At 57.6% G+C, this 13,059-nt stretch carries 8 protein-coding genes; 6 read left to right on the forward strand and 2 right to left on the reverse strand.

Translation table 11 applies throughout. The features are described from left to right. Positions 1 to 255 precede the first annotated feature (255 nt). From metA to aceK, 4 genes are all read left to right on the forward strand, one after another. The gene (gene metA, locus LLF79_RS19800; RefSeq protein WP_008503405.1) at positions 256 to 1,185 is read left to right on the forward strand and encodes a homoserine O-succinyltransferase; all 930 of its coding nucleotides are present in this window, start codon (positions 256 to 258) and stop codon (positions 1,183 to 1,185) included. A 270-nt stretch (positions 1,186 to 1,455) separates the two neighbouring features. After that, a complete protein-coding gene (aceB, locus tag LLF79_RS19805) occupies positions 1,456 to 3,057 on the forward strand; it encodes a malate synthase A (RefSeq protein WP_008503406.1) in 1,602 nt (533 codons plus the stop codon). 31 nt (positions 3,058 to 3,088) lie between these two features. Beyond that, positions 3,089 to 4,393, forward strand: a complete 1,305-nt coding sequence (aceA, locus tag LLF79_RS19810) for an isocitrate lyase (protein ID WP_227880245.1) — start codon at positions 3,089 to 3,091, stop codon at positions 4,391 to 4,393. A gap of 51 nt (positions 4,394 to 4,444) precedes the next feature. Then, the gene (gene aceK / locus LLF79_RS19815; RefSeq protein WP_227880247.1) at positions 4,445 to 6,181 is read left to right on the forward strand and encodes a bifunctional isocitrate dehydrogenase kinase/phosphatase; all 1,737 of its coding nucleotides are present in this window, start codon (positions 4,445 to 4,447) and stop codon (positions 6,179 to 6,181) included. 37 nt (positions 6,182 to 6,218) lie between these two features. Here aceK and iclR read toward each other — a convergent pair whose 3' ends face one another. After that, the gene (gene iclR / locus LLF79_RS19820; RefSeq protein ID WP_023293555.1) at positions 6,219 to 7,049 is read right to left on the reverse strand and encodes a glyoxylate bypass operon transcriptional repressor IclR; all 831 of its coding nucleotides are present in this window, start codon (positions 7,047 to 7,049) and stop codon (positions 6,219 to 6,221) included. Positions 7,050 to 7,242: 193 nt separating this feature from the next. On the opposite strand from iclR, the gene metH reads away from it, so the two are divergent. Continuing rightward, entirely contained in the window at positions 7,243 to 10,926 is a 3,684-nt protein-coding gene (gene metH, locus LLF79_RS19825) for a methionine synthase (RefSeq protein WP_227880248.1), read from the forward strand. Positions 10,927 to 11,143: 217 nt separating this feature from the next. Further along, complete coding sequence (locus tag LLF79_RS19830; RefSeq protein WP_008503411.1) at positions 11,144 to 12,775, forward strand: Na/Pi cotransporter family protein; 1,632 nt, start codon at positions 11,144 to 11,146, stop codon at positions 12,773 to 12,775. On the opposite strand, the gene LLF79_RS19835 is transcribed toward LLF79_RS19830, so the two are convergent. Continuing rightward, a complete protein-coding gene (locus LLF79_RS19835; RefSeq protein ID WP_021242718.1) occupies positions 12,772 to 13,059 on the reverse strand; it encodes an addiction module antidote protein in 288 nt (95 codons plus the stop codon). The genes LLF79_RS19830 and LLF79_RS19835 overlap by 4 nt on opposite strands.

Consider the following 13,059-nt stretch of genomic DNA (forward strand, 5'->3'; position numbering starts at 1 on the left):
ATGCCGAACTCAGAAGTGAAACGCCGTAGCGCCGATGGTAGTGTGGGGTCTCCCCATGTGAGAGTAGGGAACTGCCAGGCATCAATTAGAAGAACCCCGTACCGAAAGGTGCGGGGTTTTTTGCTTTTGTATTTCTTCCTCTCCCTGAAACTTTCTCACCTTCGCCTTGCAGACTCGACATTCCGATCATTTCTGGGTATCGTTAGCTGTCTGGATGTCTAAACGTTTATACGTATGCTGTGAGGATATAAAGCTATGCCGATTCGGGTGCAGGACGAGCTACCAGCCGTCAATTTCTTGCGTGAAGAAAATGTCTTTGTGATGACGACTTCACGTGCGACAGGTCAGGAAATTCGCCCGCTGAAGGTGCTTATTCTCAATCTGATGCCAAAAAAGATCGAAACAGAAAACCAGTTCCTGCGTCTGCTGTCGAACTCCCCCCTGCAGGTTGATATTCAACTGCTTCGGATCGACGCTCGTGAGTCACGCAATACGCCTTCTGAGCACCTGAACAACTTCTACTGCAACTTTGATGACATTCAGGGTGAAAACTTCGACGGACTGATTGTGACCGGCGCGCCGCTGGGCCTGGTGGAATTTAACGATGTCGCTTACTGGCCGCAGATCAAACAGGTGCTGGAATGGGCAAAAGATCACGTCACGTCCACGCTGTTTGTCTGTTGGGCGGTACAAGCCGCACTGAATATTCTGTATGGCATCCCCAAGCAAACCCGCACTGAAAAGCTCTCCGGCGTATACGAACACCATATTCTCCATCCCCATGCGTTGCTGACGCGCGGGTTTGATGATTCTTTCCTGGCTCCGCATTCTCGCTACGCCGATTTCCCGGCCCAGCTGATTCGTGATTACACCGATCTGGAGATCCTGGCCGAAACGGAAGATGGGGACGCTTACCTGTTTGCCAGTAAAGATAAGCGCATTGCATTCGTAACCGGGCATCCTGAGTACGATCCGCACACCCTGGCGTCAGAATATTTCCGTGATGTTGAAGCGGGTCTTAACCCGGATGTCCCGTACAACTATTTCCCGAAAGACGATCCGCAAAACAAACCGAGAGCAACCTGGCGCAGCCACGGGAATTTGCTTTTTACTAACTGGCTCAACTATTACGTCTACCAGATAACACCATACGATCTGCGCCACATGAATCCAACGCTGGAGTAATCGTCTGCACTAAACGATCCTAAAGCGTTTCAGCTATTCAAATCAGGCACCTTCGGGTGCCTTTTTTATTTCCGAAATGTCACTCAACATTCTTTAAAACTTTAATTTTAATAAAATCAATCAATTAATAGCAATTTATAATTAAAATGGAAATTGTTTTTGATTTTAGAAAAAATAGAGATAGTCTTAATTCTGCTGAGCGAAAACTACCCAACGATCTTTCGTTCGCATCGGGGGCGTGATTTTGGATCTTTGATGAGGAGCAGAGTAATGACTCAACAGGCAACGACGGTCGATGAACTGGCCTTTACCCAGCCGTATGGCGAGCAAGAACAGCAAGTATTAACGGCAGAAGCGGTAGAATTTCTGACTGAACTGGTGACACGCTTTACGCCGCAGCGCAATAAGCTGCTCGCGGCACGCATTCATCAGCAGCAGGAAATTGATAACGGCAAGTTGCCTGGTTTTATTTCGGAAACTGCTTCCATTCGTCGTAGCGAGTGGAAAATCCGCGGCATCCCTGAAGATTTACAGGATCGTCGCGTTGAGATCACCGGTCCGGTAGAACGCAAAATGGTGATCAACGCCATGAACGCCAACGTTAAAGTCTTTATGGCCGATTTTGAAGACTCGCTGGCACCGGACTGGCGTAAGGTCATCGAGGGACAGATCAACCTGCGCGACGCCGTAAACGGCACCATCAGCTATACCAATGAAGCCGGCAAAATATACCAGCTCAAACCGAACCCGGCGGTGCTGATCTGTCGCGTGCGCGGCCTGCACCTGCCCGAAAAACATGTCACCTGGCGTGGAGAAGCCATTCCAGGAAGCCTGTTTGATTTTGCACTCTATTTCTTCCACAACTACAAAGCCCTGCTGGCGAAAGGCAGCGGCCCGTATTTCTACCTGCCTAAAACGCAGGCCTGGCAGGAAGCAGCCTGGTGGAGCGAGGTCTTCAGCTATGCGGAAGATCGTTTCAACCTGCCGCGCGGCACCATCAAAGCCACCCTGCTGATTGAAACGCTGCCCGCCGTGTTCCAGATGCATGAAATCCTGCACGCCCTGCGCGATCACATTGTGGGTCTGAACTGCGGACGCTGGGACTATATTTTCAGCTACATCAAAACCCTGAAAAATTATCCCGATCGCGTGCTCCCCGATCGTCAGGTTGTCACCATGGACAAACCGTTCCTGAGCGCCTATTCGCGTCTGCTGATCAAAACCTGCCACAAGCGCGGCGCCTTTGCGATGGGCGGCATGGCGGCTTTTATCCCAAGCAAAGACGCAGAGCGCAACAATCAGGTGCTCAACAAGGTGAAAGCCGATAAAGAGCTTGAAGCCCGTAACGGTCACGACGGGACATGGATCGCCCATCCGGGTTTGGCCGATACGGCGATGGAGGTCTTTAACCGCGTGCTCGGCGACAACAAAAACCAGCTGTTTGTCACCCGTGAAGACGATGCACCAATCGCAGAAGAACAGCTGCTGGCGCCGTGCGCGGGAGAACGTACGGAAGAGGGCATGCGTGCCAACATTCGCGTCGCGGTGCAGTACATCGAAGCGTGGATCTCCGGCAACGGCTGCGTGCCGATCTACGGCCTGATGGAAGATGCTGCGACGGCGGAGATCTCACGTACCTCTATCTGGCAGTGGATCCACCATCAAAAAACGCTTAGCAACGGCAAACCGGTGACCAAGACCCTGTTCCGCCAGATGCTGGCCGAAGAGATGCGGGTGATCCAGGACGAGCTGGGCGAACACCGCTTCAGCAGTGGGCGTTTTGACGACGCTGCGCGCCTGATGGAGCAAATCACCACATCAGATGACTTAATCGACTTCCTGACCCTGCCGGGCTACCGCTTCCTGGCGTAACTCACCACATAACAATATGGAGCATCTGCACATGAAAACCCGTACCCAACAAATCGAAGAATTAAAGAAAGAGTGGACACAACCTCGCTGGGAAGGCATCCGCCGTCCGTACAGCGCGGAAGACGTGGTGAAATTACGCGGCTTGGTCAATCCGGAATGTACGCTGGCGCAAAATGGCGCCGCGAAAATGTGGAAGCTGCTGCACGGTGGCTCTAAAAAGGGCTACATCAACAGCCTCGGTGCGCTGACCGGCGGTCAGGCGCTGCAGCAGGCGAAGGCCGGTATTGAGGCTATCTACCTCTCCGGCTGGCAGGTCGCGGCGGACGCCAACCTGGCCTCCAGCATGTACCCGGATCAGTCGCTCTATCCGGCTAACTCCGTGCCGTCGGTCGTGGATCGGATCAACAACACCTTCCGCCGTGCGGATCAGATCCAGTGGGCGGCGGGCATCGAACCCAACGATCCGCGCTTTATTGACTACTTCCTGCCGATCGTCGCGGATGCGGAAGCGGGCTTCGGCGGCGTGCTGAACGCCTTTGAGCTGATGAAATCGATGATTGAAGCCGGTGCAGCGGCCGTTCACTTCGAAGACCAGCTGGCGTCAGTGAAGAAGTGCGGACATATGGGCGGTAAGGTGCTGGTTCCTACACAGGAAGCGGTTCAGAAGCTGGTTGCCGCGCGTCTGGCTGCTGACGTGCTCGGCGTGCCGACGCTGGTCATTGCCCGTACCGATGCGGACGCGGCTGACCTGATCACCTCTGACTGCGATCCGTACGACAGCGAGTTCATCACCGGCGAGCGCACCAGCGAAGGGTTCTATCGCACCCATGCGGGCATTGAGCAGGCGATCAGCCGCGGTCTGGCGTACGCGCCGTACGCGGACCTGGTCTGGTGTGAAACCTCCACGCCGGATCTGGCGCTGGCAAAACGCTTTGCCGACGCCATTCATGCGAAGTACCCGGGCAAACTGCTGGCCTACAACTGCTCGCCGTCCTTTAACTGGCAGAAAAAGCTGGATGACAAAACCATCGCCAGCTTCCAGCAGCAGCTGTCCGACATGGGCTACAAATACCAGTTCATTACGCTGGCAGGCATCCACAGCATGTGGTTCAACATGTTCGACCTGGCGCACGCCTATGCGCAGGGTGAGGGCATGAAGCACTACGTTGAGAAGGTGCAGCAGCCGGAATTTGCGGCGGGCAAAGACGGTTACACCTTCGTGTCTCACCAGCAGGAGGTGGGCACCGGCTACTTTGATAATGTGACCACGATTATTCAGGGCGGCACCTCCTCCGTCACCGCCTTAACGGGTTCAACGGAAGAAGCACAGTTCTAATCTTTTCCCCCTCTCCCCCCTGGGGAGAGGGTTGGTGGTGAGGGGGAATATATGTCGCGTGGCCTGGAATTACTGATTGCCCAAACTATTTTGCAGGGCTTCGATGCCCAGTATGGTCGTTTTCTGGAAGTAACCTCCGGCGCCCAGCAGCGCTTCGAACACGCAGACTGGCATGCGGTTCAGCAGGCCATGAAGCAGCGTATCCATCTTTATGACCACCACGTGGGTCTGGTGGTGGAGCAGCTGCGCTGTATTACCGACGGTAAAAGTCCGGACGCGGAATTTTTACTGCGCGTAAAAGAGCATTACACCCATTTGTTACCCGACTACCCGCGCTTCGAGATTGCGGAGAGTTTTTTCAACTCCGTCTATTGCCGGTTATTTGACCACCGCTCATTATCTCCTGAGCGGTTATTTATCTTCAGCTCCCAGCCCGAGCGGCGCTTTCGTACCATTCCGCGTCCGCTGGCGAAAGATTTCTTTCCCGAGCACGGATGGGAAAAGCTCCTGCACCGCGTGCTGACGGATTTGCCGCTGCGTCTGCCCTGGGAGAATAAAGCCCGGGATATCGGGTATATCCACGCCCATCTCAAAGAAGCATTCGGCGCGGAGGTGCTCAGCCACAGCCATTTGCAGGTGGCCAACGAGCTTTTCTACCGCAATAAAGCCGCCTGGCTGGTGGGCAAACTGGTTACACCGACGGCCATTGTGCCGTTTCTGCTGCCCATTCATCGTACCGACGACGGGGAACTGTTTGTCGATACCTGCCTGACTACCAGCGCCGAGGCCAGCATCGTGTTTGGCTTCGCCCGTTCCTATTTTATGGTGTACGCTCCGCTGCCCGCCGCGCTGGTGGAGTGGCTGCGCGAGATCCTGCCGGGTAAAACCACCGCCGAGCTGTATATGGCCATTGGTTGCCAGAAGCACGCCAAAACGGAAAGCTACCGGGAGTACCTGCGCTATGTCACCACGGCCGATGAGCAGTTCATCGAAGCGCCTGGCATTCGTGGCATGGTGATGCTGGTGTTTACGCTGCCGGGCTTCGACCGGGTCTTTAAGGTGATTAAGGACAGATTCGCGCCGCAGAAAGAGATGACCGCCGCGCACGTCCGCGCCTGCTACCAGCTGGTTAAGGAGCACGACCGCGTCGGGCGCATGGCGGATACTCAGGAATTCGAAAACTTTGTGCTGGATAAGCAGCAGATCGATCCGGCACTCATGGCACTTTTACTGCAGGAAGCGCCCGCCAAAATCACCGATCTTGGTGACAAGATCGTCATTAGCCATCTCTACATTGAACGACGCATGGTGCCGCTGAATATCTGGCTGGAGCAGTCCGACGGTCAGGCTTTAAGAGATGCGATTGAAGAGTACGGCAACGCGATTCGCCAGCTTGCCGCCGCCAATATCTTCCCGGGCGATATGCTATTCAAAAACTTCGGCGTCACCCGTCACGGTCGGGTGGTGTTCTACGATTACGACGAAATTTGCTACATGACCGAGGTGAACTTCCGCGATATCCCACCGCCCCGCTACCCGGAAGATGAGCTTTCCAGCGAGCCGTGGTACAGCGTTTCGCCGGGCGATGTGTTTCCCGAAGAGTTTCGCCACTGGCTCTGCGCCGATCCGCGCATCGGGCCGCTATTCGAAGAGATGCATGCCGATCTGTTCCGCGCCAGCTACTGGCGGGGACTGCAAACGCGGATCAAAAACGGGCACGTGGAAGATGTGTACGCTTACCGCCGCAAGCAGCGGTTTTGCATCCGGTTTTCAGAGGGCATCATGTAGGCCGGGTAAGGCGAAGCCGCCACCCGGCAATGCATGCTTAACGAATCCCACCGTACGCCAGCGTGACCTCTTTCGCCGCCTTAATCACCAGCGCACCCAACTCAGTGACCCGATCGTCGGTCATACGTGAAATCGGCCCGGAGATAGAGATGGCGGCAAACGGCTCGCGGTGCTCGTCAAAAATGCAGGCTGCGATACAGCGCAGGCCGAGGGCGTGCTCCTCGTCGTCAAACGAATAGCCGCGCTTGCGGGTCAGGGCCAGGTCTTCTTTCAGATGCACCGGCGAAACCAGCGTGGCGTGGGTATAGGCATGCAGTCCTTTACGGTGCAGCAGCCCCGTCACCTGCTCCTCGGTCAGCTGCGAGAGGAACGCTTTACCCGCCCCTGAGGCATGCATCGGCAGCTTGCCGCCAATCGGCGCGGACATGCGCATCAGCTGCGTGCACTGTACCTGGTCGATGATAATCGCCTGATGGTCGCTCTGGTCGAGCACGGCCAGATTCACGGTCTCGCCCGACTCTTCCATCAATTTGCGCAGAATCGGGTGCACAATCGCCAGCAGGTTACGGCTCTGCAGGAAGCTGCTGCCCACGATAAACGCATGCGCGCCCACCGCCCAGTGCCCCAGCTCGCCTACCTGGCGGACAAAGCCCAGCTGCTGCATGGTGGTCAGCAGGCGGTGCGTCGTGGAGTTCGGCAGGCCAGCCTGCTGGGCCAGCTCCGTCAGGGCCACGCTGCTGTGCGACTCGGCTATCCACTCCAGCAGCTTCAGACCGCGCGTGAGCGATTGAACCTGTCCACCCTGTTGTGCGGCAGCGGTGGTGGCAGCAGGTTTTCTGCCGCGTTTAGCGGGAACGGTCGCGACCATGACGATCTCCTTTTTCTGTATCGTGGAAATCATTTTCGTTTTATTTGGTGAATTTGCAACCGTTATCCTGACTGATCGGAGGAGTGATAGTGAACATGTCTCATGTTACCGCTGAGCGACTTTTCCACCCTGCGAGATTGTGCCAGTATGGAACGCAGCCTTTTGGCCTTGTTGAGCGTTGTCGGGAGCAAGTGTGAGCAGCAAAGTAGAGCAACTGCGTGCGCAGTTAAATGAACGAATTCTGGTGCTGGACGGCGGCATGGGCACCATGATCCAGGGCTATCGTCTGAGTGAAGGCGATTTCCGCGGCGAACGCTTCGCCGACTGGCCCTGCGACCTGAAAGGGAACAACGACCTGCTGGTGCTCAGCAAGCCGTCCGTGATCAAGGATATCCACAACGCCTACTTCGAAGCGGGTGCGGATATCGTTGAAACCAACACCTTTAACTCGACAACCATCGCCATGGCGGATTACCAGATGGAATCCCTGTCGGCGGAGATCAACTTTGAAGCCGCAAAGCTTGCGCGCGCCTGCGCCGACGAGTGGACGGCCCGCACGCCGGACAAGCCGCGCTACGTTGCCGGGGTGCTTGGCCCAACCAACCGCACTGCGTCGATTTCACCGGACGTCAACGACCCGGCGTTTCGTAATATCACCTTTGACCAGCTGGTTGTTGCCTACCGTGAATCGACCAGAGCGCTGGTGGAAGGCGGTTCCGATCTGATCCTGATTGAAACGGTATTCGACACCCTCAACGCCAAGGCCGCGATTTACGCGGTGAAAGAGGAGTTCGAGGCGCTGGGCGTTGACCTGCCGATTATGATTTCCGGCACCATCACCGATGCCTCCGGCCGTACCCTGTCCGGCCAGACCACCGAAGCGTTTTATAACTCCCTGCGCCACGCCGACGCGCTCTCCTTCGGCCTGAACTGCGCGCTGGGTCCAGATGAACTGCGCCAGTACGTGCAGGAGCTGTCGCGCATTGCGGAATGCTACGTTACCGCGCACCCGAACGCCGGTCTGCCGAACGCCTTCGGTGAATACGATCTGGATGCCGACACCATGGCGGCACAAATCCGCGAGTGGGCCGAGTCTGGATTTCTGAACATCGTCGGCGGCTGCTGCGGCACCACGCCGGAGCACATCGCCGCCATGAGCAACGCCGTGGCCGGACTGCCGCCGCGCAAGCTGCCCGAACTGCCGGTTGCCTGTCGCCTCTCCGGCCTTGAGCCGTTAACCATCGGCGAAGACAGCCTGTTTGTGAACGTGGGTGAGCGTACAAACGTCACCGGCTCCGCGAAGTTCAAGCGTCTGATCAAAGAGGAGAAGTACAGCGAAGCGCTGGACGTTGCCCGCCAGCAGGTGGAAAGCGGCGCGCAGATTATCGATATCAACATGGATGAGGGGATGCTCGACGCCGAGGCGGCGATGGTGCGTTTCCTCAACCTGATCGCCGGTGAGCCGGACATCGCCCGCGTGCCGATCATGATCGACTCCTCCAAATGGGAGGTGATCGAGAAGGGGCTGAAATGCATTCAGGGTAAAGGCATCGTCAACTCCATCTCCATGAAAGAGGGCGTTGATACCTTTATTCATCACGCGAAGCAGGTCCGCCGCTACGGTGCTGCCGTGGTGGTCATGGCCTTTGACGAAGTGGGCCAGGCCGACACTCGCGCGCGTAAAATTGAGATTTGCCGCCGCGCGTACAAAATACTGACCGAAGAGGTAGGCTTCCCGCCGGAAGACATCATCTTTGACCCGAACATCTTCGCCGTGGCGACCGGCATCGAAGAGCACAACAACTACGCCCAGGACTTTATCGGCGCGTGCGAGGACATCAAGCGCGAGCTGCCGCATGCCCTCATCTCCGGCGGCGTATCGAACGTCTCGTTCTCGTTCCGCGGCAACGACCCGGTGCGTGAAGCGATTCACGCCGTGTTCCTCTACTACGCTATCCGCAACGGGATGGACATGGGGATCGTTAACGCCGGCCAGCTGGCGATTTACGACGACCTGCCCGCCGAGCTGCGCGACGCGGTGGAAGACGTGATCCTCAACCGCCGCGACGACGCCACGGAGCGGCTGCTTGACCTGGCAGAAAAATACCGCGGCAGCAAGTCGGATGACGCAGCCAACGTTCAGCAGGCCGAGTGGCGCGCCTGGGACGTGAAAAAACGTCTGGAATATTCGCTGGTAAAAGGCATCACCGAGTTTATCGAGCAGGACACCGAAGAGGCGCGTCAGCAGTCAGCCCGCCCGATTGAAGTGATCGAAGGGCCGCTGATGGACGGCATGAACGTGGTGGGCGATCTGTTCGGCGAGGGCAAAATGTTCCTGCCGCAGGTGGTGAAATCCGCGCGCGTGATGAAGCAGGCCGTGGCGTACCTGGAGCCGTTTATCGAAGCCAGCAAAGAGAAAGGCTCCAGCAACGGCAAAATGGTCATCGCCACCGTGAAGGGCGACGTGCACGACATCGGCAAGAACATCGTCGGCGTGGTGCTGCAGTGCAATAACTACGAGATTATCGACCTTGGCGTGATGGTCCCGGCGGATAAAATCCTCAAGACCGCGCGCGAAGTGAATGCCGACCTGATTGGCCTCTCCGGGCTGATCACCCCGTCGCTGGACGAGATGGTTAACGTGGCGAAGGAGATGGAGCGTCAGGGCTTCACCATTCCGCTGCTGATTGGCGGCGCGACCACCTCCAAGGCGCACACGGCGGTGAAAATCGAGCAGAACTACAGCGGGCCGACGGTCTACGTGCAGAACGCCTCGCGCACGGTGGGCGTGGTCTCCGCGCTGCTCTCTGACACCCAGCGCGACGAGTTTGTTGAGCGCACCCGCAAAGAGTACGAAACCGTTCGCATCCAGCACGGGCGCAAGAAACCGCGCACCCCGCCAGTTTCACTCCAGGCGGCGCGCGATAACGATCTGGCGTTTGACTGGTCGAGCTATACGCCGCCGGTCGCGCATCGCCTGGGCGTTCAGGAGGTCAGTGCCAGCATCGAAACGCTGCGTAACTACATCGACTGGACGCCGTTCTTTATGACCTGGTCGCTCGCGGGCAAATATCCGCGCATCCTGGAAGATGAGGTGGTGGGCGAGGAGGCGAAACGCCTGTTTAACGATGCCAACGACATGCTCGACAGGCTGAGCGCGGAGAAAACCCTCAACCCACGCGGCGTGGTGGGGCTGTTCCCGGCCAACCGCGTGGGTGACGACATCGAAATTTACCGCGATGAAACCCGCACTCACGTGCTGGCAGTCAGCCGCCATCTGCGCCAGCAAACCGAGAAAGTGGGCTTTGCCAACTACTGCCTGGCCGATTTTGTCGCGCCGAAGCTGAGCGGTAAAGCCGACTATATTGGCGCCTTTGCGGTAACCGGCGGTCTGGAAGAAGATGCGCTGGCGGACGCGTTCGAAGCGCAGCACGATGATTACAATAAAATCATGGTGAAAGCGATCGCCGACCGCCTGGCGGAAGCCTTCGCCGAGTACCTGCACGAGCGCGTGCGTAAGGTGCACTGGGGCTACGCGGCGAACGAAAACCTCAGCAACGAGGAGCTGATCCGCGAAAACTACCAGGGGATTCGTCCGGCGCCGGGCTACCCGGCCTGTCCGGAACACACCGAAAAGGGCACGATCTGGCAACTGCTGGACGTCGAAGCCCATACCGGGATGAAGCTCACCGAGTCGTACGCCATGTGGCCGGGCGCATCCGTCTCCGGCTGGTACTTCAGCCACCCGGACAGCAAGTACTTTGCCGTGGCACAGCTTCAGCGCGATCAGATTGAAGATTACGCCCTGCGCAAAGGCATGAGCGTGTCAGAAGTAGAGCGCTGGCTGGCACCGAACTTAGGCTACGACGCAGACTAACGTCACTTTTCCTTACAACAAACAGGGCACCTCATGGGTGCCTTGTCTCTTTCTTACGCTTAACCCCTTATACTGAAATAAGGTTCTATCCCTGGCACCCGGTGGCGGTGCGCTTACCGGGCCTGTGCGTAGGTCGGATAAGGCGTCGCCGTCATCCGACATGGCAACGCGCAGGGAACCTCAGGAAAACCGATAAAGATAAGGAGGAAAACCATCCGTGCTGACCCTGTTACATCTGCTCTCTGCAGTCGCACTGCTCGTATGGGGCACCCATATCGTCCGTACCGGCGTGATGCGCGTATTTGGTGCCCGTTTACGTACCGTTCTCAGCAGCAGCGTTGAGAAGAAGCCGCTCGCCTTCTGCGCGGGCATTGGCGTAACGGCACTCGTTCAGAGCAGCAACGCCACAACCCTGCTTGTCACCTCTTTTGTAGCGCAGGATCTGGTGGCGCTGGCCCCGGCGCTGGTGATTGTGCTGGGGGCTGATGTGGGTACCGCGCTGATGGCGCGTATCCTGACCTTCGATCTCTCCTGGCTGTCGCCGCTGCTGATTTTTGTCGGCGTTATCTTCTTCCTCGGCCGCAAACAGACGCGGGCCGGGCAGCTTGGTCGCGTGGGGATTGGCCTGGGGCTGATTCTGCTGGCGCTGGAGCTGATTGTGCAGGCGGTCACCCCGATTACCGAGGCCAACGGCGTGCAGGTCATCTTCGCCTCCCTGACCGGTGACATCATGCTGGACGCGCTGATTGGCGCGGTGTTTGCCATCGTCAGCTACTCCAGCCTGGCCGCCGTGCTGCTGACGGCCACGCTCACCGCCGCCGGGGCGATCTCCTTCCCGGTCGCGCTGTGCCTGGTGATCGGTGCCAACCTCGGCTCTGGCCTGCTGGCGATGCTCAATAACAGCGCCGCCAACGCCGCCGCCCGCCGCGTGGCGCTCGGCAGCCTGCTGTTTAAGCTGGTGGGCAGCCTGATTATTCTGCCCTTTATTCATCCGCTGGCGAACCTGATGGATAACCTCCCGCTGCCGAAGGCGGAGCTGGTGATCTACTTCCACGTGTTCTATAACCTGGTGCGCTGCCTGGCAATGGTCCCTTTTGCCGGGTCGATGGCTCGCTTCTGCGAGCGACTCATTCAGGACGAACCGGAGCTGGACGCCCGCCTGAAGCCAAAGCATCTGGATACCTCCGCGCTGGACACCCCGGCGCTGGCGCTGGCGAATGCCGCGCGCGAGACGCTGCGCATGGGCGACGCCATGGAAACCATGCTCGAAGGGCTGCAAAAGGTGATGCACGGCGAGCCGCGAGAGGAGAAAGAGCTGCGCAGACTGGCGGACGATATCAACGTGCTCTATACCGCCATTAAGCTTTACCTGGCCCGCATGCCGCAGGACGAGCTGGCGGAGGAGGAGTCCCGCCGCTGGGCGGAAATCATTGAGATGTCGCTCAATCTTGAGCAGGCCTCCGATATCGTTGAGCGCATGGGCAGCGAGATAGCCGATAAGTCGCTGGCCGCACGCCGGGCGTTCTCCGTTGAAGGCTTAAAAGAGCTTGAAGCGCTGCACGAACAGCTGGTCAGCAACCTCAAGCTGGCGATGCTGGTCTTCTTCTCCAGCGACGTACCGAGCGCTCGCCGCCTGCGCCGCAACAAGCATCGCTTCCGCATTCTTAACCGCCGCTACTCGCACGCCCACGTTGAGCGCCTGCATCAGCAGAACGTGCAGAGTATCGAGACCAGCTCACTCCACCTGGGGCTGCTGGGCGATATGAAGCGCCTCAACTCGTTATTCTGCGCGGTGGCCTACAGCGTGATGGAACAGCCGGATGAAGATGACCAGCGGGATGAGTATTAATCCCCGGCGTGTTTGAGTGTTAGCCCAAAACCCAATGCTTTCATGACCGCGAGCGTGGTTTTGAGCGTTGGGTTTCCTTTATCACTGAATGACCGATAAAGCTGCTCACGTGATAAACCGGTTTGCTGTGAAATGTTCGACATGCCTTTGGCTCGCGCGACAACACCAAGGGCTTTAGCGATATATGTCGAGTCGCCTGTTTCTAGTGCATCAGCGATAAACACGGCGATTTCCTCGTCATCCACCAACGCGTTGGCGGGATCGTAAGGTGTTAATTTATGCAT

Source organism: Enterobacter cloacae complex sp. 2021EL-01169 (assembly GCF_020733125.1).
Classification (GTDB): domain Bacteria; phylum Pseudomonadota; class Gammaproteobacteria; order Enterobacterales; family Enterobacteriaceae; genus Enterobacter; species Enterobacter roggenkampii.

Coding starts and splice junctions, on each gene's coding strand:
- metA (WP_008503405.1), top strand. CDS start 256: ATGCCGATTCGGGTGCAGGACGAGCTACCAGCCGTCAATTTCTTGCGT.
- aceB (WP_008503406.1), top strand. CDS start 1,456: ATGACTCAACAGGCAACGACGGTCGATGAACTGGCCTTTACCCAGCCG.
- aceA (WP_227880245.1), top strand. CDS start 3,089: ATGAAAACCCGTACCCAACAAATCGAAGAATTAAAGAAAGAGTGGACA.
- aceK (WP_227880247.1), top strand. CDS start 4,445: ATGTCGCGTGGCCTGGAATTACTGATTGCCCAAACTATTTTGCAGGGC.
- iclR (WP_023293555.1), bottom strand. CDS start 7,049: ATGGTCGCGACCGTTCCCGCTAAACGCGGCAGAAAACCTGCTGCCACC.
- LLF79_RS19835 (WP_021242718.1), bottom strand. CDS start 13,059: ATGCATAAATTAACACCTTACGATCCCGCCAACGCGTTGGTGGATGAC.